This is a genomic window from Brachyspira hampsonii, from assembly GCF_001746205.1.
Classification (GTDB): domain Bacteria; phylum Spirochaetota; class Brachyspiria; order Brachyspirales; family Brachyspiraceae; genus Brachyspira; species Brachyspira hampsonii_B.
In genome coordinates this window covers 614330-641113 of the sequence record NZ_MDCO01000001.1, presented here as the reverse complement: position 1 = coordinate 641113, position 26784 = coordinate 614330, and the positions used below count along the sequence as shown (strand labels likewise).

Annotated in this window: 23 protein-coding genes; 8 read left to right on the top strand and 15 right to left on the bottom strand. The window is 27.7% G+C overall.

What is annotated here, in order from left to right; all coding sequences use genetic code 11:
* Positions 1 to 38 precede the first annotated feature (38 nt).
* The 3 genes from BFL38_RS02855 to lysS all read right to left on the bottom strand — a co-directional run bounded on the left by BFL38_RS02855 (position 39) and on the right by lysS (position 4750).
* On the bottom strand, positions 39 to 932 hold the full coding sequence (locus tag BFL38_RS02855; protein ID WP_069725624.1) for a metallophosphoesterase: 894 nt from the start codon (positions 930 to 932) through the stop codon (positions 39 to 41).
* Positions 933 to 948: 16 nt separating this feature from the next.
* The gene (locus tag BFL38_RS02850; protein ID WP_069725623.1) at positions 949 to 3018 is read right to left on the bottom strand and encodes an ABC transporter permease family protein; all 2070 of its coding nucleotides are present in this window, start codon (positions 3016 to 3018) and stop codon (positions 949 to 951) included.
* A 211-nt stretch (positions 3019 to 3229) separates the two neighbouring features.
* Positions 3230 to 4750: a lysine--tRNA ligase gene (gene lysS, locus BFL38_RS02845; protein WP_069725622.1), complete on the bottom strand. Its 1521-nt coding sequence runs from the start codon at positions 4748 to 4750 to the stop codon at positions 3230 to 3232.
* Between the two features lie 266 nt (positions 4751 to 5016).
* Here lysS and BFL38_RS02840 point away from each other — a divergent pair, with 266 nt between their 5' ends.
* Positions 5017 to 5463, top strand: a complete 447-nt coding sequence (locus tag BFL38_RS02840) for a hypothetical protein (RefSeq protein ID WP_069725621.1) — start codon at positions 5017 to 5019, stop codon at positions 5461 to 5463.
* Between the two features lie 319 nt (positions 5464 to 5782).
* Here BFL38_RS02840 and BFL38_RS02835 read toward each other — a convergent pair whose 3' ends face one another.
* On the bottom strand, positions 5783 to 6601 hold the full coding sequence (locus BFL38_RS02835) for an Rpn family recombination-promoting nuclease/putative transposase (protein WP_256097174.1): 819 nt from the start codon (positions 6599 to 6601) through the stop codon (positions 5783 to 5785).
* Between the two features lie 165 nt (positions 6602 to 6766).
* On the opposite strand from BFL38_RS02835, the gene BFL38_RS02830 reads away from it, so the two are divergent.
* Positions 6767 to 7651, top strand: coding sequence for a polyprenyl synthetase family protein (locus tag BFL38_RS02830; RefSeq protein ID WP_069725619.1), 885 nt, complete (start codon positions 6767 to 6769; stop codon positions 7649 to 7651).
* A 102-nt stretch (positions 7652 to 7753) separates the two neighbouring features.
* A complete protein-coding gene (locus tag BFL38_RS02825) occupies positions 7754 to 9607 on the top strand; it encodes a motility associated factor glycosyltransferase family protein (protein WP_069725618.1) in 1854 nt (617 codons plus the stop codon).
* Positions 9608 to 10473: 866 nt separating this feature from the next.
* On the opposite strand, the gene BFL38_RS02820 is transcribed toward BFL38_RS02825, so the two are convergent.
* Positions 10474 to 11352, bottom strand: coding sequence for a hypothetical protein (locus BFL38_RS02820; RefSeq protein WP_069725617.1), 879 nt, complete (start codon positions 11350 to 11352; stop codon positions 10474 to 10476).
* Between the two features lie 552 nt (positions 11353 to 11904).
* On the opposite strand from BFL38_RS02820, the gene BFL38_RS02815 reads away from it, so the two are divergent.
* The 3 genes from BFL38_RS02815 to BFL38_RS02805 all read left to right on the top strand — a co-directional run bounded on the left by BFL38_RS02815 (position 11905) and on the right by BFL38_RS02805 (position 14689).
* Positions 11905 to 13311 (top strand): hypothetical protein, encoded by a 1407-nt coding sequence (locus tag BFL38_RS02815; protein ID WP_069725616.1) that lies wholly within the window; start codon positions 11905 to 11907, stop codon positions 13309 to 13311.
* 325 nt (positions 13312 to 13636) lie between these two features.
* Positions 13637 to 13840 (top strand): 50S ribosomal protein L31, encoded by a 204-nt coding sequence (gene rpmE, locus BFL38_RS02810; RefSeq protein WP_008724038.1) that lies wholly within the window; start codon positions 13637 to 13639, stop codon positions 13838 to 13840.
* 144 nt (positions 13841 to 13984) lie between these two features.
* Positions 13985 to 14689: a B3/B4 domain-containing protein gene (locus BFL38_RS02805; RefSeq protein ID WP_069725615.1), complete on the top strand. Its 705-nt coding sequence runs from the start codon at positions 13985 to 13987 to the stop codon at positions 14687 to 14689.
* 439 nt (positions 14690 to 15128) lie between these two features.
* Here the strand turns inward: BFL38_RS02805 and pgeF are convergent, their stop codons facing one another.
* The 10 genes from pgeF to BFL38_RS15065 all read right to left on the bottom strand — a co-directional run bounded on the left by pgeF (position 15129) and on the right by BFL38_RS15065 (position 24251).
* A complete protein-coding gene (gene pgeF / locus BFL38_RS02800) occupies positions 15129 to 15845 on the bottom strand; it encodes a peptidoglycan editing factor PgeF (RefSeq protein WP_069725614.1) in 717 nt (238 codons plus the stop codon).
* Positions 15838 to 16074, bottom strand: coding sequence for a hypothetical protein (locus BFL38_RS02795; RefSeq protein ID WP_069725613.1), 237 nt, complete (start codon positions 16072 to 16074; stop codon positions 15838 to 15840). Before BFL38_RS02795 ends, pgeF begins: the two co-directional genes overlap by 8 nt.
* Positions 16075 to 16207: 133 nt before the next feature.
* The gene (gene leuB, locus BFL38_RS02790; RefSeq protein ID WP_069725612.1) at positions 16208 to 17296 is read right to left on the bottom strand and encodes a 3-isopropylmalate dehydrogenase; all 1089 of its coding nucleotides are present in this window, start codon (positions 17294 to 17296) and stop codon (positions 16208 to 16210) included.
* Positions 17297 to 17302: 6 nt separating this feature from the next.
* A complete protein-coding gene (leuD, locus tag BFL38_RS02785; protein WP_008727503.1) occupies positions 17303 to 17791 on the bottom strand; it encodes a 3-isopropylmalate dehydratase small subunit in 489 nt (162 codons plus the stop codon).
* A 45-nt stretch (positions 17792 to 17836) separates the two neighbouring features.
* Positions 17837 to 19084, bottom strand: coding sequence for a 3-isopropylmalate dehydratase large subunit (gene leuC, locus BFL38_RS02780; protein ID WP_069725611.1), 1248 nt, complete (start codon positions 19082 to 19084; stop codon positions 17837 to 17839).
* A 68-nt stretch (positions 19085 to 19152) separates the two neighbouring features.
* Positions 19153 to 20649, bottom strand: coding sequence for a 2-isopropylmalate synthase (locus tag BFL38_RS02775; RefSeq protein ID WP_069725610.1), 1497 nt, complete (start codon positions 20647 to 20649; stop codon positions 19153 to 19155).
* Between the two features lie 81 nt (positions 20650 to 20730).
* Entirely contained in the window at positions 20731 to 21726 is a 996-nt protein-coding gene (gene ilvC / locus BFL38_RS02770) for a ketol-acid reductoisomerase (RefSeq protein WP_069725609.1), read from the bottom strand.
* 31 nt (positions 21727 to 21757) lie between these two features.
* Entirely contained in the window at positions 21758 to 22285 is a 528-nt protein-coding gene (gene ilvN / locus BFL38_RS02765) for an acetolactate synthase small subunit (protein WP_069725608.1), read from the bottom strand.
* A gap of 20 nt (positions 22286 to 22305) precedes the next feature.
* On the bottom strand, positions 22306 to 23979 hold the full coding sequence (gene ilvB / locus BFL38_RS02760) for a biosynthetic-type acetolactate synthase large subunit (protein WP_069725607.1): 1674 nt from the start codon (positions 23977 to 23979) through the stop codon (positions 22306 to 22308).
* Positions 23980 to 24098: 119 nt separating this feature from the next.
* On the bottom strand, positions 24099 to 24251 hold the full coding sequence (locus BFL38_RS15065) for a hypothetical protein (RefSeq protein WP_176720535.1): 153 nt from the start codon (positions 24249 to 24251) through the stop codon (positions 24099 to 24101).
* 156 nt (positions 24252 to 24407) lie between these two features.
* Here BFL38_RS15065 and BFL38_RS02755 point away from each other — a divergent pair, with 156 nt between their 5' ends.
* Complete coding sequence (locus BFL38_RS02755; protein WP_083249363.1) at positions 24408 to 25241, top strand: SanA/YdcF family protein; 834 nt, start codon at positions 24408 to 24410, stop codon at positions 25239 to 25241.
* A gap of 33 nt (positions 25242 to 25274) precedes the next feature.
* Positions 25275 to 26708, top strand: coding sequence for a sodium/glutamate symporter (locus BFL38_RS02750; protein WP_069725606.1), 1434 nt, complete (start codon positions 25275 to 25277; stop codon positions 26706 to 26708).
* The last annotated feature ends 76 nt before the right edge of the window (positions 26709 to 26784 follow it).

Sequence of the window (26784 nt, the reverse complement as noted above, 5' to 3'; positions counted from 1 at the left end):
GACTTTAAATTTTAATATTTAAAGTCTATTTTTATTTATCACTTACTTTTTAAAGTTATTATCACTACTTCAGGATATGCAAATAACCTAAAAGGCATAAGCACAGCACCTATTCCAGAACTAACATAAACTTTCATATTACCATAATTCATAAGTCCGTAAACAGCTGGAAAAATAGGATATTCTCTATTTTTATTTAATCCTTCCCATACCCACATAGGAAGAAAACTTATTTGAAGTCCATGAGTATGTCCTGAGAAAAAGAAATCTATAAACTCACTATATCCTCCGTCTTTTGCTCTTTTCAAAGGTATATTAGGTTCATGAGATAAAAGTATATGAAAATCCTCCGCTTTGACATTACTAACGGCAATATCAAATCTAACATCATCTGTTAAGAAATCACCTACTCCGCCTATAGATATATAATCTCCCATTTCATTTGTTATAAATAAAATATTATTATCAATCACTTTGAACCCATTAGAATATAAAGCATTAGAAACATCTTCTGTACTTTCCCAATTATCATGATTGCCTAAAACAGCATATTTTCCATATTTAGCTTCTAAACCTTTTATGCCGTTATAAAATTTCTCTGTATTTTTTTTATCATAATGGCTGAACTTATGAGGAGCACTATAAATATAATCTCCTCCAAATAATATCATATCAGGTTTTTCATTCATTATTAAATCCGACATCTTCCTTACATGACTTTCCGGTATATAGAGACCAGCATGCATATCTGAAGCCAAAGCCAATTTTATATTATCAAAACTTTTAGGCAAATCCTCAAATTCCAAAGTAATATATCTTACCCTCATAGAATGTGCTGTTTTGTACATATATAAATGCAATATAAAAATAAATAATATAACTATTAAAAATATTATTTTGTTTCTTTTAGATATTTTCTTAAAAAAATTCATTTCTAATCCTTAACCTCTATATATAATTATAATTAGCTATTAAAAGAGATAGTACAAATGATAATAATACTATACATAAACTAAATAATATGAATTTAATACTAAATATCATAAAAATAAATATTATTACAATAGATAATATTACAGAAATAATAAAAGATAAAGCATACAAACTATTTAACAATAAAATTTTATTAAACTTTGATAATCTCCTGTGTAAAACAGATAATACAGATGAGGATAATAAAGAAAGTGAAAAAGCTAATACTATTATAAGTAAAATAGCAGCATTTCTAATTGAATCAGAATTTTCAATATAATATGCTTTATCAGATGAAACGACTTTCAAATCATTTTCATTTATAGTATCACTAGAATTTAAAAGAGAATATATATCATCATTTTTAGAAAAAACAATTATGCTTTCATTATATGGGGATTTATCACCTTCTTTAAGGTATATAAAACTATTCATAGCAGTTATATCGCCTATAATATCATAATTTTTATCTTTCAAATCATATATACCGCTTACATAAAAATATCCTGTTTCAAGCCAGCCTCTTGATGCCTTTGCTATCAATGATAATGCATCGCCTATTTTTAAATTCAAGTAATTAGCTAAATCCTTACCTATTATAATTTCTCTTTTAGGACTTTCAAACATCTCACCATCTATGATAGCATTTGATACATTCATTCCATTTTCTAATATATTTTTATCATAAGCATAAACCCTTGAGTATATGCTTCCTGTTCTTATAACAACTCCTACAGGAAAACTTAATACTGTTTCTATATCAGCATACTCATCGTAAGAACTAATTTCTTTAAATAATAAATTAGTTATGCTGTCATTAACATTATTAGAAGAAAAATCTATTGAACCATTAAATAAAAATGTATTTTCTGAAGTATTATTCTTTACTATTCTCACAATCCTTTCAGATGATTCTTCATTTGTATTTTGATTATTCTGACTTGCAAATACAAAAAATGATGAATACAATATTAAAAATACTATTGAATAAGTACATACCAAGCCAAATATAATTAATATATTTTTATTTTTATTATACTCTTCATCTTGTAAAAATACTTTCTCCCAAATCTGATATTTTACATTAGATAAAACAACTGATAGTATATTTATAATAAGCATTAAAGGATATATATAATCAAATATAAAATCACCTTTATAAAATAATATTACAATATATATTATAAAAGATATTACAAATCCTAAAACACTGAATAATAATTTTGATTTAAATAATTCTCTATAACTGTAAATAGTATATGAGTTGATAAATATAAATGCTGAAAGCAAAACAAACAAATATACTAATATTATATATAATTTAGAATAATTTTCATTAGATTTATAATAATCTCCTAAAATATCTTTTTTAGTATAAGCCTTAAAATCATTACCATAAATTCTATCTATATCATTATCATAATCAATCAATTTCTCATCACTTATATTCTGCTTAACATACATTTCAGTAGCAGCATTCTCCAACCCCGCAAACTTATTTAAATTATTAATATCTATTAAGGCATAATTATAATTTAGACTATCTGACACCTCTATTATAGTATATTCTTCAGCATTATAATGTCCTGTCTTTGTAATGAGTTTTAATATTACAGTATCATTAGTATTAACATCTAATACAGATGCCGCCGATTTACTTATAATGATTGAGTTATCAGCATTAAAATTTTCTAATGTATGATTATTTAAAATACCAAAAACTTCATTATCATTTTTTATATCAATGCCATTTATAACAATTTCTTCTTCTCCTAAATGAGATATTAAACTAGCTCTGTATTTAAGCCTTGATGTTATAGGACTTGATTTAAATATTTCTCTTAATTTCTGCTCTTTTTGAGAATAATCAAATATATAATAATCATCTAATATATAATCTCTTGATTCTTTATAAATACTATTCATTATATTAATATCACTTAAAGAAATTTCAGAATCATTTTTACTTAAATAATTCACAGAAAATAATGCAGTAAATGTTATTACTATAGATATTAAACAAGTAAGTATATTAATTTTTTTCATAAATATCCCAAATAAAAATAATAATATTAAGGAAGATTATATCTTAATAGACATTTTTGTAAATAGTAAATATTATTTTTTGATAAGTAATCATATATTAAGCATCAAACTTCTATTTTAAAATAAAAATGCTGACATATAAACAATTATACATCAGCATTATAATCAAAATTACAATTCTATTAATAAAAGAATAATATAAAATAAACAATTAATCTGATTTTCTCATTTGAGGGAAAAGAATTGTATCTCTAATACTAGCAGCATTCAAGAATAATATAGCCATTCTGTCAATACCTATTCCAAGTCCGCCTGTAGGAGGAAGTCCGTATTCCAAAGCATTGATATAATCCAAATCCATATCCATAGTTTCGTCTTCGCCGCGTGCTTTTGCTTTTAACTGTTCTTCAAATCTTTCTTTTTGGTCTATTGGGTCATTAAGTTCGCTGAAACCATTAGACAGCTCCATTCCTCCTATAAATAGTTCATATCTTTCTGTAATATCAGGATTATCAGGATATGATTTTGAAAGAGGAGAAACTGCTTTAGGATAATTAATAACGAATGTAGGCTGTATTAATTTTTCTTCAACTTTTTCTTCAAACACTGCAACCATTACTTCCCATTTAGTAGGTTTAGTTTTTGAAGTATCTATTTCTACTCCAACTGATTTAGCTTTTTCTAATGCCTCATCATCTGACTGTATAGCATTAAAATCAAGTCCGGAATGTTCTTTAACCAAATCTACCATAGGGATTCTTGCAAATGGAGGCTTAAAATTAATCTCATAATCTTTATACTCTGAAGTGTATTTTCCGTTTAATTTATAGCATACTTTAGAAAAAACATCCTCTACTAATTCCATAACCTTATAGAAGTTAGCATAAGCCATGTACGCTTCCATCATAGTAAACTCTGGATTATGCCTTGTAGATATTCCCTCATTACGGAAATTTCTATTAAGTTCAAACACTCTGTCAAAACCTCCTACAACCAATCTTTTCAAATAAAGTTCAGGTGCTATTCTCAAATATAAAGTCATATCCAAAGTATTATGATGCGTAATAAAAGGTTTAGCCTTAGCCCCTCCGATTAAAGGATGCATCATGGGTGTTTCTACTTCTAAAAAACCATTTTCCAACATTACTTCTCTTACAGCTGAAATCATTTTAGATCTTTTAATAAATGCTTCTTTAACATTATCATTCATTATCAAGTCAACATATCTTTGTCTGTAGCGGAGTTCTGTATCTGTAAGTCCATGGAATTTCTCAGGCAAAGGATTTAAAGATTTTGTTAATAATTTTAATTCATTTGCATATATTGTAATTTCTCCTGTTTTTGTTCTAAATACCGTTCCTTTTACACCTACAATATCACCTATATCTATTAATTTTTTAAATACTGTATTATAAAATTCATCGCCTACCTTATCTCTTTGTATATAAGCCTGAATACTGCCTTCAGAATCTTTTATAGTTAAAAATGAAGATTTGCCCATAACTCTATATAGCATAATTCTGCCTGCTATAGCAACTTCTGTCTGATTCTTTTCTAATTCATCAAATTTTTCTGCTATTTCCTTTGATTTGTAAGTTACATCATAGCTGTTTGGAAATGGGTTGATTCCCATATTTCTTAAAGTATTTAATTTCTCTTTTCTGTTTTCTTTTTCTACACTAGTATTTTTTTCATTTTGTGTATTTTCAGAATTATTTTGATTTTCTGACATTAAATTATCCCTCTTAAATTATTTGTTATTTATAATGAAATAACATGAAAAATATTGCTATAAATATATATTAAAAACAAAAAAAATTCTATAAAAAATTAACATTATTGAATATACTATTATTAAAAAATGATAATAGCTGAATCTGTATTCTGATAAAATTTAATTTAGATTTTATAATTGAGATGCAATAAAAATATATTAAATAAAGTTAATGAATGCTAGTAATTACTTTACAATATTAGAAAATATATTATCATTAATATATGAATAATAAATTAAAAATTATAAAATATAAAGCTATACTATTTTTCATAGGACTGATATTTTTATCTGCATCATTTATTATAATATATATTAATTTTAGATTTAATGATGATAATATAATTAAAGTAAATGCCAATGTAGAGAGTATTGAGCATTATGAATACGGTATTATAAAAAAACAAAAATTTGCTAATGTGATTTATAGTTTTATTTATGAAGGAAAAGAAATAATGCTTACAAATTCATATTTGGAAAATTCAGACAATGATATTTCTGTAAATTCAAAAACTGAAATACTTTATGATAGAATAAGCAGCACTATAGTAACTAAGCCTAGTATATATACATTAATTATAGCATTTATATTTATAATATTGGCTATAGCAGTAATTGTATTTGCTTTTAAATTGAAGCAAAATAATATATATGTGCCGCCGAAACTATAGAAATAAATTTTATAATAAATAGAGCATAATTAATTTAATAAATCATCAGCTATTTATTTTTTATTTATTGTTGTTATGAAGCCTGCAACTCGCATTCTGGTAATTCAGTAATTTCTTCAGTATTATTGTTTTAAATATATTCATCATTATTAGATATTTCTGTATTATTGGTATTAAAGGTATCAGTATTTGCGGCTACTTCTGTATTATCAGCTTTTTTAGAATTACAGCTTATTAATATTTATTATACTAATTAATATTAAAATAAAATTTTAAAAAGGTTTATAAAATAATATCAGATTATATTAATTTTTTTGTATCACAATTTTTCTATTTTTTCTATACTAAGTCCTGTTAATTCACTTATAAGATTTAAATCCATATTTTTATTTTTCATGTTTCTAGCTAAAGAATATTTTTCTTGTTCTATACCCTGTTCTATACCCTTTATACGCTCTTCATTAAGCATTAGAATATTAAAATAATCTCTTTCATAATTACTGTAGCCATTATATAAATCATTGCTATTAACAAATTTATTATATTCATCATATACTTCTTTCATTATAGGGTTTTTCTTTACTAATATTTCCATAGTATCCTCCAATTTATCTTTTGAATTTAAAAACTCAAACCAATCTGATAAACCTTCATATAAATTATTATTATTAACAAATTTTTTCAATTCCAAAAAGTGAATCTCCAAATGATTAGTTAATATATGATTGGTTTCTAACTCTTTAATAAAATAACAGCTATGAGGCTTATCTATATCTTTTATCAAATTAAAATCCAAAATATTAATACTTATTACAGGTGTCAAATCAGAATATATATCCTTAGATTTTAAATTTGTAAAATAATTCTTAGCCCAATAGTACAAACTTCTATATATGAATGAATGATTACCTATTCTTTGTATTTCTATAATTATAGTTTCGCCTGCTTTAGTTTTAGCCTTAACATCTGCTATTGATTCTTTATCAAATACATTTTCTTTTAAATTAAAAGTATTCAAAATTTCTATATATTCAAAAGGCTCTTGATTAGAGTCTATTCTCACAGAATTAATGAGATTTTTTAATATATGCTCATGTCCCTCTTTTGCAAACATATAACGCATAAAATAATCATTCATTCTGTTAATATTTCTCATATAAAAATTATAACAAAAAGAATAATAAAAGTAAATATTTCTAAATATAATAAACTATAAGTTATATAAAACTATATTATTTTTATCCTTTACATTTTTAGTTATTGCATTATAATAGAAGAAATCATTACAAATTAGGATAAGCCTATGAATTTTAAAGAATATATGAATGTAAGACTAGAAGAAATTAATAAAACTATTGATAATGTATTTGATAAAAGCAGTATAGAATTGGAAAATAGTTTTATAGAAATGCTTAAATATCCATTGGATGCGGGCGGTAAAAGATTGAGGCCTATACTTACTTGTTTGGCATGCGAGCTTTTTGAAGGCGACTATAAAAAATCAATAATACCTGCTGCAGCATTAGAGCTTATACATACATATTCCTTGGTTCATGATGATTTACCTGCTATGGACAATGATGATTTAAGACGAGGCAAACCTACAACACATGTTAAATACGGTGAGGCTAATGCTATACTTGTAGGAGACGGACTTCTTACTCATGCTTTTCAGTTACTTTCTAAAGCGGATGTTAAAGACAGAACTTTAAGAAAACTTTTATTTGAATTAAGCTATGCTGCTGGAATTAACGGAATGGTTATGGGGCAGTTTATAGATTTATATTATGAAGAGAAAGAAATTAATTTTGATATGCTTAAAATTCTTCATGCAAAAAAGACAGGTGCTATGATTAGAGGAACTGTAAGACTTGGAGCCATTTCCTCTGAAAATGATAATGATATAGAAAATATCACAAAATACGCTGAAGCTGTGGGGCTTGCTTTTCAGATACAGGACGATATACTTGATGTTATTTCAGACAATGAAACTTTAGGTAAAACAGTGGGTAAAGATGAAAAAGAAGGCAAACTTACTTATGTTAAGCAGTTCGGGCTTGAAGGTGCTAAAAAAGAGGCTGAAAAAGTAACAGAAAAAGCCATTGAATATTTAAAACCTTATAAAGATAGCGAAGCTAAAAATATTTTAATAGAATTAGCAAACTATATAATAGAGAGAAAATCTTAAAAATATTTAAATAAAACCATTTTATTAAATTCTTTTTTTAATTCTCCGATAACAAAATAATAAAAATAAAATATAAATTTAATTACAAAATTATAATATATTATGAATGAAAGTAGAAAAATTAATTTAGAAGCAATAAATAAAAATATCAGAGCATATCCTTATGATTTCATTAATATTCTTGAAAATGCTAAAGAATCGGATATAACTTTACAGGTAATAGAAACAAAATCACAAAAACCTTCTGCTAAAGTTATAAAAAATGGAAAGCAGATACTTCTTCATAGTGCTTATGACCCGATAAAAGAAGCTAATACTTTAATAAAAGAAATTGAAAATGATGAAGATTTGGATTTGGTATTTATATTCGGAATTGGGGCTGGATATTTGATTAATGCTGTAAAAAAACTTAATGTTTCTATTGCAGTAATAGAGCCTGATATAAATTTTTTCAGCACTTTGATAGACAATTTTAAATTAGACAAAATACTTGAAGACAATAAAATAACTTTTTTTATAGGCGGAAATGATGATGAGGATATAGAGAAGTTCATATCTATAACTACAACAAAAAAAGTGAAGTTTTTCGTTACAAGGTCTTATACTTCGCTATTTGCTGAAGAGGCTATGCATTATCAAAGTAAAGTTCTTTCTGTAGTAGATAAAAAAATTATAAATATTAATACTATTTCAAGATTTGATAAACTATGGGCTTATAATATAGCTTCCAATGCTGTTGAAATCGCCACTCATTACGGAGTTAATAGATTTTTTGATAAATACAAAAATATACCTGCTGTTATAGTATCAGCTGGACCTTCGCTTGAAAAAAATATAAGAAAATTAAAAGACATTAAAAATAAAGCGATTATAATAGCAGTTGATACGGCAATGAAGCCTTTATCATCACATGGCATATCTCCGCATTTTGTAATAACTATTGATCCTCAAAAGAAAAACTCAAAATATTTCAGAAATATTCATTTTGAAGATACAGTCTTAATAGCAGAGTCATCAGTCGACCATGAGGCTATAAAATCATTTAATGGTTCAATATATTTTATAGATTCAATATTCCCATTAGCAAAATACTTTATGAAGCCATTAGGAAAAAGAGGCGACATTACTATGGGGGGAAGCGTTTCTACTGCTGCTTATGATTTCGCTGTGAGAATTGGTGCCAATCCTATAATAATGGTTGGACTTGATTTATCTTTTCCTAATCATCAGACTCATATAAAAGGAAGTTATCATGAAGAAAATTTCTTCACTGAAATAGGAAAGCTAGATTCTTATGACAGCAGAATATATAAAGTTCTTGTTGCTGGCAATTTAAGAGAAGAGAAGAATGTTTATGGAGAAACTGTATTTACTGATTCAAGATTTGATATGTATAGAAATTGGTATGAGGCTCAATGTGCAAATAACAGCAATATAAAATTTTATAATGCCACAGAGGGAGGCGTTATAATAAAAGCTATGGAGAATATCACTCTTCAAGAGCTTATTGATAAATTAGATAATATAAATATACAAATAGATAAAAATGATAGAAATGTAGAAGACAAAAATAAAATACTTGAGAGTTTAAAAAATGGTTTAATAAAAATAGATAAAGATATTATATCATTAAAACCATACACTGAAGAGGCTATTAATTTATGCCATACAATAAATGATGAGCTTTCAAGACACAGAAAAGTTGACAAACTTATTTCAAAACTAGATGAAGCTGATATAAAAATACTTAATATCAGCAAAGTTAATGAATTTCTAGGAATTACTATGCAGAAAACTATCAAAACTATAACAGAAGGTTTTGAGTTTAAAGATGAAACTATGCATAAATCTATAGTAAGTTCTTTCAAATTATACGAAGCGATGAAAGACAGCATTAATTTTAACCATTACATAATAGAACGTGCTTTGATAAAGATAAACAAAGAGTTAGAATAAAAATTTTATCATACGCACGGTTAGCTAAATTTAAAATATAATAAAAATTAGAATTCAAAATAAAACAATATTTTTTACTTTGCTCATCGTGCGGTATATGCATCATAAATTTAAAAAAATCTAGGGTGGGTGCTATAATTTCTACAGTAACAAAAAAACAAATTTAAATTTTTATTTTAGAAATAAATTAATAAAGATAATGGGCGGGAATTAGAAAAAAAATTCAAAAGGAAATTATTTATATTTCTCTCTATTTATTTTGTTATTATATTATTTTTAATTATAATTTAGATTATATTTAATGTTTATTTAGAAAAAGCACATCCCCCAAGTTTTTTTAAATTTGTGAACTTTAACAGCACGCGGTGAGCAGAATTATAAGTTATAGCGAATTATGTAATTGCTGACTAGTTTTGTTTTATAGAGCGAGTTCAACGCGTGGTTAAAATACTTTTTTTAATAAAATAAAAAACATGTATTATTTTAAAGTGAAGTGATAGGTAATTCATCAACTTTTTTGTTCCTATGCTAAAGCAGACTTCGTCAAAGTTTCAAAAAAGACTAGTGATTATGTTTATAATTTTTTCTCACTCCCCACCCTTTAAAGTTTAAAATTTATTCTGAAATAAAGATTTTCTTAACGCTTGTCACTTAATTAGTAAAAGCACACCCACCCAAGCGTTTTTTTAATTTTAGAGTTTTTAAAAGCACGCGGCGGAAAGAATTTAAATTTATAGTAAATGTTTAATTATTAACTATCTTTGTTTATAGAGCAGATTCAACGCGTGGTAAAATAAGTTTATAGATAAAAAAGCTGCCCCAATAAAACTATTAAGACAGGCTTTTATTATTGTGATTGATTTAATTTATAGCTGATTCCAAGTTCCACTTGTTTGTCCGAGACTTAAAATTAATTTGAAACCGTCTGTAGCTGCATAGCTTACAGCATCATCAAGCATATATCCATTATTTATATTCACTTTAATTGTAAATGTTGCTTGCTTCTCTGTATCTTTTTTTCCTTCAGTAGTAAAGAAAAAACCAGTTGGTTTAGTTTGCAATGTAATAGCACTTTCAGCACTACTAACATACACACTTCCAGAAGAACTTGTAGCTGTAGCTGTAAATCCTGATGTTTTATTTAGTGTAAACCCAGATAAACTAAATTCCCATGTAGGTGTTTCACTTACAACTAGATTTACTTTTCCTGCACTGCCATTATCTACATTTTGCATTGCTATTTCTATATCTGTTTGTTTTATTATATCTATATTAGCAACATATAATTTACCGTCATCTGAAACTGTTTTATTGTCTGATGTTCTTGTGAATAAGAATGTAAATGTATACTGATATACTTCTCCTGCTGCTGCTGTTTTTACTTTTTCTATTCCTGATGCAGATAATGTTATTCCTATCTCATTTGCTGTTGATGATACTGTAGAAGTTGTTAATTCAAAATCTGCAGGCTCTAATGATACGCCTCCTGATGCAGCTGTAACTTTACTTATCTCAACTTTAGTCTCTTGTTCTGTATAACATCTAATTTTTCCTTCTTTTATTAAAGAAGTATTTTCTGATGAAGTTCCTATTGTTTTCTCTTCAATTGTTCCATAAGAGTCAACAATATTAACAGAAAATTCCCATTGAGTTGGATTTGTAGGTGAATCATTATTTCCTCCGCAGCTTACTGCAAAAATTACTGCTGTGAGGCATAAAATAATTTTAATAACCGCTTTTTTCATTTTGGTTGCTACTTTAAATATTTTTTATTTATAACAATTAAAGATTTTTTATCTTTAATAAGTTATCAAAGATATAAAATGTATTTTGAATAGAAATTAATAAAAGTATTAATTAGATTTTTTGATTTGTTAATTTTTTTATTTGTGCAATGCGAAAAGAAATATGATGTATTATTAAGTTATATAGATTGTGTATTGCTTTTTTTGATAGTTTTAGTGAATATGCTGTATGCTGTATGCTGTATGCTGTATGCTGTATGCTGTATGCTGTATGCTGTATGCTGTATGCTGTATGCTGTATGCTGTATGCTGTATGCTGTATGCTGTATGCATAGTAATTATTCCCCCATCCAAATTACCTAATTATATATTAAATTAATAAATAAAATTGTCAATATTTATTAAAGAATATTTATATTTTTTACAATAAAAGTTAATAAATTATTGTTTTTTATTTGAAACATAATATATTAAAGATATATAATTTTTCTTATGTTATTTTTACTTTTTTCCGATAAAGTATTATAGTAGTATTTTTTAAGGTAATTAGATATGAAATATAGAATATTCTTACTTTTATTTATAATTATTAGCTGTTCTAATATATTTGCTCAAAATGCCAACTTCTTAGACACAATTATGTTAGATCAAATAGAGAGAGTTTATCCAAATGATAATGTAGTTTCTCCTTCAAGCTACACAATAAGCATGAATTTTGATTTAAACAGATATAGATTAAATGAACCTATAACTATGGAAATAAAAATATATGCTAAAAAGGGAACTATCAGTTTTACCAATTCAGTTAATCCATTTAATAATTATAGTTTTACTGTTTATGATAATTATAACAACCCTGTAGTATCATCAGATAATTACACACTTTGGAAATACAAAAATGAAAGAACATTAGATAATTCTCAAGATAGAATAGTAACTCTTAATGAAGGAGAAAGTTTTTCATATTATATAGATTTAAATAATTGGTTCTATTTCGATAAAATAGGAAGATACAGAATAGAATGCAGTTTCAATCCTATGCCGGAAATAAGTGATAATTTTTCTATGCATGCAGATACTGCTTACTTTTTATTAGAAGCTGCTAGAGTATATCAAACACAAACAAATAATGCTCCTGTTTATATTACTAATAACAACAATAATATACAGCAAAATCAGGGAGTTTTATATAATTATGCTCCGTCAAGCATTATCTCTAATACTTTATTTGCTATGAAAAATAGAGATTGGACTAATTATTACAACTATATGCATATGCCTTCTATAATAAGTATAAGCCAAAGATATTATGAAACATATAGAAATAATTACAGCAATGCATATTTAGAAGATTTTACAGATACAGGAATTCGTCAGAAAGCAAGAGAATTAAGTTTTGAAAATTATCTAAGAACTCAATTCTCAGACAATATAAGTGCCGATATGCTAAGAACTAATTTTGGCAATAATTTCTTAAATAATTTAGAAATGGCTTATAAATCAAGTAACATAAGAGAACTTGCTATAAGATTTGATATTCTTTATAGAACTTCATTGCCTGAAGATAGAAAAGTGCTTTTTGAGGAATTTAAAAAATATTTAACCTCTGCTTATGACAGACAGGTAAGAAATGCATTTATAGCAGAACTTCAAAGAGATGTAATTGCTACTAAAGATGCTAAATTAAAAGAACACTACACTGCCGTACTTGATATGATTAGAAAAGAATATGATCCTGCAGTAACTTATACTCTTTTAAATTATACAATAGATAAAACAACTATTACTCAGGAATACGGCTTGCAAAAGGCTGAAGTAGAAACTACTCTTTATCATAGATACTTTAATGCTGATACAGGAGATATTTATGATCCTGTTGTAAAAAGAACTTTCATTTTAAGAAGAATGGGAGATTATTGGTATATCGTTAATTATTATGATACAGTTGTAAATAATTAAAAAAAACATCAATTATATTATAAGAATGATAAAAAGTGAGAAAATATAAATGATTATAATTTTCTCACTTTTTTTATAAAAAATATTGAATATAAAATTAATTATTTAAATTACTTTAATTTAGTTTAAACTAGATAAATTTTTGGCTAAATTTATTATCTTAATTATTACTAAAACAAAAAATATATGTAAAGTAAAATGAATAATGCCTCAATTTTCATATTTATAAATATTTAAAAATTATTTTATATGGTATTGCAAAAAGTAAGAGTTTATAATATAATATATACTTACTAATATTTTACTTTTAATGGGAGAAGCAAAAATGAAAAAAGGTATACATCCACAATATTTTGAAACAGATGTAAACTGTGCCTGCGGTGCCAATTTCAAAATTCACTCCGTACAAAAAAGTTTACACGTAGATATTTGTCATAACTGCCACCCTTTCTTTACAGGAAAACAAAAAATTCTTGATACTGCCGGAAGAGTTGATAAATTTAAAAAACGTTATGGCTTAAAAAAATAATGCCTAAATTAAATTATATAAAAAATAATTAGTTTAAGATATTTCAAAACTTATTCTAATTATTTTTTATTGATAAAATATTACCTTTCTAATAAAATAAAAAATAATCTCAATCTAAACAATTATTAAATATTAGGATTAATAATGAAATTCATCATAGAAAATAAAGTATTTGAAACTCTAAATGATATGTGCGTTGCTGTAATAATTGCTAATGGAATTGATAATAAAAATAAAATAAATGATATATCAATTATGCTTAAAGAAAGTATTTCAAATGCTGAAAAAGAATTTGAAAACATAAAGATAAAAGAAAGTGAATATATACAATGTTATAGAAATGCCTTTCAAAAACTAAATATTAATCCTAATAAATTTATGTGTTCTATAGAAGCATTGCTTACAAGAATATCAAAAAAGAAAGGAATGCCGGAAATAAATTCTGTAGTAGACTTAGTTAATGCTGTTTCTATTAAATACAAACTTCCTATGGGGGCACATGATTTGGATTCTATGAATAATGAAGATTTTTATATTAGATATTCTGTAAGTGATGATACATTCCTTCCTTTTGGAGAAAATGAAACAGAAAAAGTTGATAATAATGAATTGGTGTACGCTGTTGCTAATGATGTGAGAACTAGAAGATGGATATGGAGACAAAGTGAATATGGCAAAATTACTGAAAACTCTTCAAATATAATATTTCCTATAGATGCTTTTATTGGTATTAATGATGATAAGGCTGTTAGGGCTAGAGATGAACTTGCTGAATTATTAGTAAAATTTTTTAACTGTAATATAAAAGTGGGATTAATAGACTCTAAAAATAATTATATAGAATGTTAATTTCATATATTCATTCAAATTTATTGTTTTTGCTTCAAAAAAGTTTTATCAAATTATTTTTTTATTACTGTTAATAAAATTATTATCTAAAAATATATAAATGACTTTGGAGAATTTACTATACACTCACTATTTTTATATTTAGCTTATAATATTTGAAAATTATTATTTTAGGATTATCTTATTATCTATAAAGTATTAAATATTAAAAGTTATAAAATTTGAAACCTTTTTCCACACCCCACCCATTAGACTTATAGTCTCACTATTATTTTATAACTATACTTATATTAATAATTAAAAAAGAAAAAGCACACCCGCCCAAGTCTTTATTAAATTGAATGATGAACCTACCGCACGATTAACATTATCATAAATAACAGAATTCATAGAAAAAATAGTTTTATTTTTTTATTTAATCGTTTAAACGTGCGTGATATCAAAGTATAACGCCAAGAGTAAGCATTCTTCCAATCTGAGCACCATCTCTTCTGTAAGAGTAAAATTCTTTATCATAAGTATTTAGATCAGAAATTTCTATATTATCTTTTAACACTCCTAAATTAATCATCTGATCTCTTATCTCAAGCCCATTATCAAAATGCCATCTATTATTAATTATAGTCTTATTTTTAAAATGTACAGCAACTTCTTCACCAACCTCATAATTTTTTAAAGCTATATAAGGAGCAATATAAACATACATTTTTGAAGGCTCAGCATTATATTCTTTTATCATTAGCTCAATAGTTTTAGGCACTATTTTATCTCTTGTTCCTTTCCAACTGGAATGAATTGCTGCCATTGATTTGGTTGCATTGCAGTATATAATCACAGGAGCACAATCTGCAGTTTGTATAACTAAAGGTACATTTTTAAGATTTGTTATTAAAGCATCAGTATCTTCCACAACTTTTTCTCTTCCGCCATACATATTAATATTGTTTTCATCTATCTTTGCTATATTTACTTGATGAATCTGATGCATAAAAATAGATTTATTTATATCAAGATTAATATATTGAAAAAAGTCCTCTTCTCTTTTTCTTCTATATTCTACAGTTATATCTTTAGCTTCAATATAGTCTCCTTTAGGAAGTACAGCTATATATATTTTATTATTATCATTTTTTTTGGGATAAATAACATTAAGCATTTTTTAATCTTTTAATTTCAGCTTCTAACTCTTTTACTTTATTATTTAATTCTTTAGTTTCACTTCTGGACTGTTCCATTATATTTTCGTATAAAGTAAAAAATTTCTTTGCATACTCTAATTTCTGCTTCAATTCATTTATCTCTTCTTTGTAGATATCTATTTTAGAAGAAAGAAGTTTATTATCCTCCTGCAATTCTAAAATAATCTCTTTATCAGTATATTCCACTTCTGCAACCCTTTATTTATTTAATATATAATATCTATTATGTACATTATAAATGAATTGTCAAGTATAAATTGAACAATATTATGAAGTAATTAACAAGAGGTTTTTACCCCTTGTTAATAAAATTACGAAATTATATGTTAGATACTATTATATCACCCATCTCAGAGCATCTTACCTGCTTATATAAATAAGTCATCATATTATGCTTAGGCATTATATCTAAAGTTCTATACCCTTCATCTATAGCCTTATAAACAGCCTTTTCTATAGTTTCAGCTTCTTTTTCCATTTTAAAAGAATATTTGAGCATCATAGCAAGAGAAAGAATAGTACCTATAGGATTAGCCAAATCTTTGCCTGCAATATCCGGAGCAGAACCATGTATAGGTTCATACATACCCACAGAGCCGTCAGAAAGACTTGCAGAAGGTGCCATTCCTATAGAACCGCTTATAATACTTGCCTCATCAGAAAGTATATCTCCAAACATATTTTCAGTAACTATAACACCAAACTGCGAAGGATTAGAGGTTATCTGCATAGCTGCATTATCAACATACATGTCATTATAGCTGACATCACTATATTCTTTAGATAGATTATTCATAATTTCACGCCATAATTTAGAAGTATGAAGTACATTGGCCTTATCTACAGAAGTTAAAGGTTTTTTAAGATTCCTAGCCAATTCAAAAGCAACTTTACCTATTCTTAATATCTCATCTTCTTTATAAAGCATAAGATCAGTTGCCTGCCTTACACCATTAACCACTTCAAATTTATGCTCACCAAAATATACACCGCCTGTAAGCTCTCTTACAATAACAAAATCAATAACATCTTTACATATACTTTCTTTAAGAGGAGAAGCATATTCTAAAGATTTTAATATTTTTATAGGTCTTATATTGGCATAAAGCTTCATTTCTTTACGAAGTTTTAATAAACCTCTTTCTGGTCTGTTTTCCGGAGCAACATTGTCCCATTTAGGACCTCCTACAGAACCTAAAAGTACAGAATCAGACTTAATACATTTTTCTAAATTTTCATCAGTAAGCGGAACTCCGTATTTATCAATAGAGCATCCTCCCATATCAACATATTCTAAATTAAACTTGTGCGAATATTTTTCAGCTATTCTATTAAGCACATCAATAGCCTTGTCAACTATTTCAGGACCTACCCCATCGCCCTTAATAACAACAATATTTTTTTCCATAAATAATTACCCCTTATTCTTTATAGAGTTCAAAAGCCCATTGGAGTTAATTATATTTTTAATAAACTCTGGGAAAGGCTCTGCTTTGTAGCTTTCATTTTTAGTAATATTTGTTATAACGCCGCTGTCAAAATCAACTTCAACTTCATCTCCATTGTCTATTTTTTTGCTTGCCTCTTCGCATTCAAGTATTGCAAGCCCTATATTAATAGAGTTTCTGTAAAATATTCTGGCAAAAGAAGAAGCTATAACACAAGATATACCAGATTCTTTAATGGCAATAGGAGCATGCTCTCTTGATGAACCGCATCCGAAATTCTCTCCTCCTACCATTATATCGCCTTTCTTTACCTTGCTTACAAAATCTTTATCAATATCTTCCATACAATGAGCTGCTAACTCTTTATGATTTGCAGTATTTAAATATCTTGCTGGAATAATAACATCAGTATCAACATTATTTCCATATTTATGAACGAAACCTCTAGCTTTCATTTAATTAATATCTCCTATTTTTATTATAATCATTTGTTATAATCATTATTTAGGCTCTGTTATATATCCAGTCAAAGCACTGTATGCAGCAGTGGCAGGACTAGCTAAATATACTTTAGAAGTTTTATCTCCCATTCTTCCTACAAAGTTTCTATTAGTTGTAGTAACAGCAACCTCATCATGAGCAAGTATACCCATATATCCTCCCAAACAAGGTCCGCATGTAGGAGTAGATACCGCACAGCCAGCATCGATAAATATATCCATATAGCCTAATTTGATGCATTCTTTATAAACTTTCTGAGTAGCTGGTATAATTATGCATCTTACATTTTTAGCTATTTTCTTTCCTTTTAAGATGTTTGCAGCAGTAGCCATATCAGACAATCTGCCGTTAGTACAAGAACCAATAACCACTTGATCAACTTTTATATCTTTTAATTCTTTAGCATCTTTTGTGTTTTCAGGTAAATGCGGACAAGCAACTGTAGGCTCTATTGAAGCTAAATCAATATCATATTCTTTTTCATATACCGCATCATCATCAGCTTTAAAAATAGTATAATCTCTTTTTACTATATCTTTTAAATATTCTATAGTTTGATTATCTACTTCAAATATTCCGTTTTTAGCACCTGCCTCAATAGCCATATTAGCAATACAAGCTCTATCGTCCATAGTAAGAGATGAAACACCTTCTCCTCTAAACTCCATGGATTTATATAAAGCCCCGTCAACACCTATCATACCTATAATATGAAGTATAACATCTTTACCAGATACATTTGGTTTTAATTTACCTTTAAGATTAAATTTAATAGCAGAAGGCACCTTAAACCAAACCTGACCTGTAGCCATAGCAGCAGCCATATCAGTGCTTCCAACACCTGTAGAAAAAGCCCCAAAAGCTCCGTAAGTACAAGTATGAGAATCAGCACCTATTATAACCTCTCCGGGTGCAACTAATCCTTTTTCAGGTAAAAGTGCATGCTCTACTCCCATATCTCCTACATCATAGTAATTTGAAATATCGTATTTATTTGCAAAATCTCTGCATTGTTTGCATTGCTCTGCAGCTTTGATATCTTTGTTTGGAGCAAAGTGATCCATAACCAAAGCTATTTTTTCTTTATCAAATACTTTATCAAAACCGTATTTTTCAAATTCATTAATTGCAACAGGGCTTGTAATATCATTTCCTAAAACCAAATCAGTTTTAACCATTATAAGCTCGCCTGCTTCAACTTTATCGACACCAGCATGTGCCGCTAAAATTTTCTGAGTAATAGTCATAATTTTATCCTTAAATTAAAAAAGGGCTTTTACAATCTTTTAATCGTATAAGCCCTATTATATATTTATTATAATTTATTTAAGCCATTAACATAAGCTCTCAAACTAGCTTCAATAATATCTGTACTTACCGCTCTCCCAATAACAGTTTTATCATTAGAAGCTAACCTTACAATAACCTCTCCCAAAGCATCTTCACCCTCTGTAATAGCATTAATACTATAATTAACCAATTTAGCCTTATTAGAAGTAATAGAGTCTATAGCACCGAAAGCCGCATCAATAGGTCCGTTTCCCTTTCCTATTCCTTCAACAACATTATTCTGACTATCCATAATAGACACTGTAGCCAAGGAAGATATTGAATTACCGTCGTTCACAACAAATCCGTTTAATGTGTAAATAGGATTTTTTGAATCATTATTACCTATTAATAATGCTTCTATATCTGAATCAGTAACTATTTTCTTTTTATCCGCTAGATTTTTGAATTTTATAAATGCTTCCTCTAAAGACTTATCATCAATATCATAACCTAAAGACTCAATTCTGTCTTTAAAAGCATGCTTTCCGGAATGCTTTCCTAATACCATTTTATTCTGAGGTATTCCTATATCTTCAACATTCATAATTTCATAAGTAGAACGTTCTTTTAATACTCCATGCTGATGAATACCAGCCTCATGAGCAAAAGCATTGGCACCCACTATAGCCTTGTTCGGAGCAACTACCATACCTGAAATTGTAGATAATAATTTTGAAATTTTATAAATGCGTTTTGTGTTAACATCAGTATATGCATTATAAAAATCTTTTCTAGTTTTAATACCCATTACGATTTCTTCTAAACTAGCATTACCAGCTCTTTCGCCTATACCATTAATAGTACATTCTACCTGAGTAGCTCCAGCTAAAACTGCAGATAAAGAATTGGCTGTACCAAGTCCTAAATCATCATGGCAATGCACAGATATATCAACATTATCTATACCCTTAACATTCTCTTTTAAATATTTAATTAAATCAGCCATTTCTACAGGAGTAGTATATCCTACAGTATCAGGAACATTGATTGTAGTAGCACCATTTTCTATTGCAGCAGAATAAGCCTGAGCTAAGAATTCTCTATCGCTTCTTGAAGCATCTTCAGCAGAAAACTCTATAAATTCAAATTTAGTTTTAGCATAAGAAACAGATTCTTTTATAGTTTCCAATACCTGCTCTCTGGTCATCTCTAATTTATGCTTTAAATGTATATCGCTTGTAGCTATAAATGTATGAAGCATTGGATGTTTAGCCTCAGCAAGTGCTTCATAAGCTCTGTCTATATCTTTTTTATTGCATCTTGCCAAACTAGCCAGCTTAGCATTTTCTACAACCTTGCTTACTTCTCTTATAGCATTAAAGTCATCGTCAGAACATATAGCAAAACCAGCCTCTATGACATCAACGCCTAATTTATCTAATTCAGCTGCCATTTCTAATTTTTCAGCCAAATTCATAGTACAACCAGGAGATTGTTCTCCATCTCTTAAAGTAGTATCAAAAATCTTAATCTTTCTCATTGTTAAAACCCTTATAATAAAACATCATTTATAACTAAAGATGCTTTGGATTATAAAAAATATTTATTATAATATCTATTATTATTTTTTAATCCAACTCATCAATTTTCTTAATTCTGCACCGACTTTTTCTAATTTATGCTCTCTTTCTAATCTTTTAGTAGCATTAAATTTAGCTTTGCGTCCTGCACTAAACTCTTGAATAAACTCGCTGGCAAAAGTACCGTCTTGTATTTCTCTTAATACTTTTCTCATTTCTTTTCTAGTCTCTTCAGTTATCATTCTTCTTCCAGTTCTGTAATCGCCGTATTCAGCAGTATTTGAAATAGAATATCTCATCATAGCAAAACCGCCAGAATATATTAAATCAACAATTAATTTCATTTCATGTATACATTCAAAATAAGCCATTTCTGGTTCATATCCAGCTTCTACTAAAGTATCAAAACCAGCTTTCATTAATTCTGTAACACCGCCGCATAATACAGCTTGTTCTCCGAATAAATCAGTTTCTGTTTCTTCTCTGAATGTAGTTTCTAATATACCAGCGCGTCCTGCACCTATTGCCGAAGCATAAGCTAAAGCATAATCTTTTGCTCTTCCGCTTTTATCCTGATAAACTGCTATCAAGCTAGGTACTCCTCTTCCTTCCAAATACTGACTTCTTACAGTGTGTCCAGGTCCTTTTGGTGCAACCATAATAACATCTATATTATCAGCAGGCATTACAAAATGGAAATGAATATTAAATCCATGAGCGAACATAAGTACATTTCCTTCTTTCATATGAGGAGCTACCTGACTATTATATATATCAGCAGCTACTTCATCTGGTACAAGCATCATAACTATATCTGCAAGCTTAGCAGCTTCTTCTACTTCCATTACTTTAAAACCTGCTTCTTCTGCTTTTTTGCAGTTAGCACTGTCTTTTCTAAGTCCTACTATAACATTCATACCGCTGTCTTTTAAGTTCTGAGCATGTGCATGTCCCTGACTGCCGTATCCCATTATAGCTATAGTTTTACCGTCTAGTACCCCTAGATTACAATCAGCATCATAATATTTTTTTATCATTTTAATTTCTCCTTTAACTTATTATTTTTTATTAAAATTCAAAATTATTGATTATATTCATATCCGGAACATCATCGCCAAGCTGTATAGATGTTACCCCTGTTCTTGAAAGCTCTAATATATTAAAATCTTTTAATGCTTCTAAATATGCATCTATTACTGAAGCTGAAGCTGTTATTTCTACTGTAATACTTTTATTTCCAATATAAAGTATAAGTCCGTTATAAGAATTGGTTATATCGCAGGCTTTTCGTCTATTACTGTCATTAATTTCTATTTTTACCAAAAGAAAATCTCTTATTATGTTGTTGGAACTATCTATCAAATGTACAGAATGAACTTCTATAAGTTTTGAAGTTTGTTTTATAACATGATTTATATGAGAATCATCACCCTCTGTAACTATAGTCATTCTTGAAATACTAGGAACACAAGTTGCAGAACATGTAATAGTTTCTATATTAAAACCTTTTTGACTGAATAATAAAGTTATTCTATTTAATACACCAGTAATATTATCTACAAATAAAACTAAAACTCTTCTTTCTTTCTTATCCATTTTTTTACTCCTACTATTTATTAATCTACTATTATGTCATCTATAGTTCCGCCAGCTGGTATCATAGGCAAAACTCTTAAATCTTTATCTATAACACATTCTATCCATACCGGACATTTACATTTTAATGCCTCTTCAAAAGCCGCCTCAAATTCTTTTATAGTTTCACATCGAAAACCTTTAGCTCCGAAACCTTCGGCTACTTTTACATAATCCATTTTTTTATTTATATCAGTGCTTGAATATCTCTTACCATAAAATATAGTCTGCCATTGTCTAACCATGCCCAATGTACTGTTATTAAGTATGATACTTATAACAGGAAGATCATATTCAACGGCAGTAGCCACTTCATTTAAGTTCATATAAAAAGAACCGTCCCCTGTTATATGTATTACTCTTCTATCTGGTTTAGCAACCTGACAGCCTAAAGCAGCACCGTATCCGAATCCCATAGTACCTAATCCGCCGCTTGTTATGAAACTTCTAGGCTTGGTATGTCTTATATACTGAACAGCCCACATTTGATGCTGACCTACATCTGTAACATAAACAGCTTCATCTTTAGTTTTATCCCCTATTATATCCATAACCTTGCTTGGATAAATTCCATCTTTATCAGTATTTCTGTCAGAATCTTCTTTCATTTCTTTAGCTTTTAAGTCTGATAAATATTTTACCCACTCATCATCATCTACTCTTTTTACTAACTTATTAAATCTATCTAGTACATCATTTAAATCGCCTATTATACTATAATCAACATGAACATTTTTATTAATCTCGCTTCTGTCAATATCTATATGAACCTTTTTAGCAGCTCCTCCAAATTTAGAAGTATTTAAAGCAACTCTGTCGCTGAACCTTGTACCTACAGCAAGTATTAAATCAGCTTCATTCATAACTTTGTTAGCTGTAGCAGATCCATGCATTCCTAAAAGCCCTATATTTAATTTTTCATTATATCCTAATACTCCGGCTCCCATTAATGTATGCACTGAAGGTATATTGGAATTAATCATAAATGCTCTTAATTTGTCGCTTGAATCCTTAGCACCGCCTCCGAAATATATAATAGGTCTTTTAGATTCATTTATTAATTTTGCAACTAAATCTATAGTTTTTTCATCTTCTGCACTTATTTCTATATGTTTTGGAATAAATTTTTCTCTTTTAGTAAATTCTGTTTCTGCAAATGTGAAATTTTTTGGTATATCTATTAAAACAGGTCCTTTTCTTCCGGTATTAGCTATTACAAATGCTTTTCTTATGGTATTTGCAAGTTCATTGATATCTCTGACAACAAAATTATGTTTAGTTATAGGCATTGTTATTCCGGCAATAAAAACTTCCTGAAATGAATCTTTACCTATCAAACTTTCCGGAACATTAGCAGTTATTGCAATTAAAGGCACACTGTCCATATAAGCGGTGGCTAAAGGTGTTACCAAATTAGTTGCCCCAGGTCCGCTAGTTGCAATTACAACTCCGGTTTTTCCGCTTGCTCTGGCATAACCGTCAGCAGCATGACATGCTCCTGCCTCATCTACAGGCATTATATGTTTTATTTTATCTCTATATTTATAAATAGCATCGTATATAAATAATGCAGCACCGCCAGGATATCCAAATACAGTATCTACACCTTCTTCTATTAGAACTTCCATTATTATATCAGAACCGTTTAACTTCATTAAATAACTCCTTATGTTTTATAGCATTTTACTTTTCTTATTAGTATTTCTACTTATAGAAATTTTATTTTTAAATGTATTATATTAATAATGTATTTTATAATAAATAGATTGTAATATTACAGGATATTGACAAGAATAGAGAGGAGAATGTTTAAGAAAAAAATAGTTTTTGAAGATTTATTTTGTTTATAAAAATTAGATGCAGATGCTGGATTTTTTTTCATATCATAAAAAACAGCATTCATGCCATTAATAGATGATGCATTCATCTTTATTCTCCTTCTGATATTTGCTTTATATTATAATATTTTTGAGTAATATTGCAATACTTAAAGTAAATTTTTTTTATCAAGTTTTATGTTAATAAGAATTGACAATATAAATTATTTTAAGTATACTATCAAAACAATCATATTGCAGGTTTTATGAAGATAGTAAAGATATTAAAAGATAGATACAAAAATAAAATATTATATCTTAAAAATAAGAAAAGAATAATAGAAAATAGAATAAAAAGTAAAAGAAGTATATATAAATTTATAAATTATATGCTATTCATTTTCATTTCTATTTTGAGTTTTCTTCCTGAGATTATTATTTTATCTTTAATATCCTCAATAATATTATATTCATCTGTTTCATTATATTCAAAAAGATATATATATTCATCAATAGAAAAAATACCCTATAATGATGTTGCATTAGTATTGGGCACAAGCAAATATATGAATAATGGTAAAATAAATATGTATTTCAAATTTAGAATGGATGCTGCTTATGAATTATATAAAAGCGGAAAAGTTAAATATATACTTGTAAGCGGAGATAACAGATACAAATCCTACAATGAACCCAGACAAATGCGTCTTGATTTAATAAAATTGGGAGTTAATAAAAATCATATATTTTTGGATTTTGCCGGATTTAGAACTAGAGATTCCATTATAAGAGCAAATAAAGTTTTTGAGCTTACTAATTTCACAATAGTATCACAGCCTTTTCATAATGAAAGAGCAATATTAATAGCAAGACAAAAAAATATTAATGCAATAGCCTATAATGCAAATAATGTGAGAAAACTTTATAGAGTAAGACAATTTCCAAGAGAATTAGGAGCAAGAGCTTTAATGTTTATTGATATTTTATTAAACAGACCTCCTAAATTCTATGGGGATGTTATTAAAATAGAAGAAAGAGAAGATTCTCAAGCTAATAAAAGCAATAAAAAAATAGATAAAAATCAAAAATTAAATAATTAAAAAATAAAAACATTCATTTTTAAGGAAACAAATATGACATCTAAACTATTAACTGAATTACTTCAGTCATTATCTCTATTATCGGTACTTCTTCTTATAGGAGTTTTTTTAAGGGCTAAAATAAAGCTGTTTCAAAAATTATATTTGCCCGCTTCTGTAATAGGAGGATTTATAGGTCTTTTAATATCTCCTGAAATACTAGGTAAATTCTCAAACTATTCTATATCATCAGAATGGATAAGCACTTATTCATTGCTTCCCGGAATATTATCAATACCTATATTTGCAGCCGTTCCTTTAGGTATGTTTTTAAACGAAACAAAAAGCATAAAATCACTTTACCCTACAAAAGTTTTAATAGCATTCGGTATATTTCAATGTGCAAGTATGTTTCAGTCAGCTATAGGATATGCTGTTAATATATTATTTACAAAAATAAATCCTGATATAAACATGTACCGAACTTTCGGTTATGAACTTTCAGCCGGATTTGCCGGAGGACATGGACTTGCCGCAGCTACAGGAAAACTTTTAGAAGGTTTTGGAATACCTCAATGGGAGATAGCACAAGGAGTTGCTTTAACCACAGCTACAATAGGACTTGTAGGAGGAATGATATTTGGAATCATATTCATTAATATTGCAGTAAGAAGAAATAAAACTAATGTTATAAAAAAAATTATTGATGCTAATGAAGATAGTCAAAATATAAACAAAATAGATAAAAATATGGAACTAGGATACAATAATGATATAAGCAGGCAGGCTAGTTTAGGAAGAGAAACTTTTTTAAGCAGCTCTATAGAAACTATAACTTTTCATTTGGCTGTAATATTTGCAGTATGCGGATTAGCTTTCATAGTTTTAAATTTCATAAAAAAAATTAAGGTACCGGGATTAGATGTTCTTCCTGTATGGACTTATTCTATGATTATAATGTTTGCTTTAAATATGCTCATAAAAAAATTAAAATTATCTTGGATGGTGGATGCAAAGGTTAAGGCAAAAATAATAGGTACATTAAGCGATTTTGCTATAGTATCTGCAATAACAAGCCTCCCAATAAAAGCTATCATACATTATATAGCACCTATAATAGTTATGTGTATAGCAGGTTTTATATTTACTTACTTGATAGTATTTATATTTCATAATATGCTATTTAAAGATGATTATGCATTTGAAAGAGCTATAATTTCATGGGGTACTTTGACAGGGGTTCTCATAACAGGAATGACTCTTTTAAAAATATGCGATCCTGAATACAAAAGCCCTGCATTAACAGAATTCTCTTTAGGTTTTTCTTTGATGTCTGTAACAGGACTTTTAATAGTTCCTATACTCAATACTGTACTTGCTGTAGGATCCACTTGGGATAATCTTATAACCGCATTAATAACTTCGGCTATTTACTTGATTATTGCATTTTCTGTTTACTTCGTACAGAAAAAATCAGTAAAACAATGAAGTAAATATTAAAACTTTTAAATATAAAAAAGACGAAACTCATATACTGAGCTTCGTCTTTATTTATTTTATTATT

Bases quoted from the DNA above. Each gene is read 5' to 3' on its own strand.
- BFL38_RS02855 (WP_069725624.1), bottom strand. From the start codon at position 932: ATGAATTTTTTTAAGAAAATATCTAAAAGAAACAAAATAATATTTTTA.
- BFL38_RS02850 (WP_069725623.1), bottom strand. From the start codon at position 3,018: ATGAAAAAAATTAATATACTTACTTGTTTAATATCTATAGTAATAACA.
- lysS (WP_069725622.1), bottom strand. From the start codon at position 4,750: ATGTCAGAAAATCAAAATAATTCTGAAAATACACAAAATGAAAAAAAT.
- BFL38_RS02840 (WP_069725621.1), top strand. From the start codon at position 5,017: ATGAATAATAAATTAAAAATTATAAAATATAAAGCTATACTATTTTTC.
- BFL38_RS02835 (WP_256097174.1), bottom strand. From the start codon at position 6,601: ATGAATGATTATTTTATGCGTTATATGTTTGCAAAAGAGGGACATGAG.
- BFL38_RS02830 (WP_069725619.1), top strand. From the start codon at position 6,767: ATGAATTTTAAAGAATATATGAATGTAAGACTAGAAGAAATTAATAAA.
- BFL38_RS02825 (WP_069725618.1), top strand. From the start codon at position 7,754: ATGAATGAAAGTAGAAAAATTAATTTAGAAGCAATAAATAAAAATATC.
- BFL38_RS02820 (WP_069725617.1), bottom strand. From the start codon at position 11,352: ATGAAAAAAGCGGTTATTAAAATTATTTTATGCCTCACAGCAGTAATT.
- BFL38_RS02815 (WP_069725616.1), top strand. From the start codon at position 11,905: ATGAAATATAGAATATTCTTACTTTTATTTATAATTATTAGCTGTTCT.
- rpmE (WP_008724038.1), top strand. From the start codon at position 13,637: ATGAAAAAAGGTATACATCCACAATATTTTGAAACAGATGTAAACTGT.
- BFL38_RS02805 (WP_069725615.1), top strand. From the start codon at position 13,985: ATGAAATTCATCATAGAAAATAAAGTATTTGAAACTCTAAATGATATG.
- pgeF (WP_069725614.1), bottom strand. From the start codon at position 15,845: ATGCTTAATGTTATTTATCCCAAAAAAAATGATAATAATAAAATATAT.
- leuB (WP_069725612.1), bottom strand. From the start codon at position 17,296: ATGGAAAAAAATATTGTTGTTATTAAGGGCGATGGGGTAGGTCCTGAA.
- leuD (WP_008727503.1), bottom strand. From the start codon at position 17,791: ATGAAAGCTAGAGGTTTCGTTCATAAATATGGAAATAATGTTGATACT.
- leuC (WP_069725611.1), bottom strand. From the start codon at position 19,084: ATGACTATTACTCAGAAAATTTTAGCGGCACATGCTGGTGTCGATAAA.
- BFL38_RS02775 (WP_069725610.1), bottom strand. From the start codon at position 20,649: ATGAGAAAGATTAAGATTTTTGATACTACTTTAAGAGATGGAGAACAA.
- ilvC (WP_069725609.1), bottom strand. From the start codon at position 21,726: ATGATAAAAAAATATTATGATGCTGATTGTAATCTAGGGGTACTAGAC.
- ilvN (WP_069725608.1), bottom strand. From the start codon at position 22,285: ATGGATAAGAAAGAAAGAAGAGTTTTAGTTTTATTTGTAGATAATATT.
- ilvB (WP_069725607.1), bottom strand. From the start codon at position 23,979: ATGAAGTTAAACGGTTCTGATATAATAATGGAAGTTCTAATAGAAGAA.
- BFL38_RS15065 (WP_176720535.1), bottom strand. From the start codon at position 24,251: ATGAATGCATCATCTATTAATGGCATGAATGCTGTTTTTTATGATATG.
- BFL38_RS02755 (WP_083249363.1), top strand. From the start codon at position 24,408: ATGAAGATAGTAAAGATATTAAAAGATAGATACAAAAATAAAATATTA.
- BFL38_RS02750 (WP_069725606.1), top strand. From the start codon at position 25,275: ATGACATCTAAACTATTAACTGAATTACTTCAGTCATTATCTCTATTA.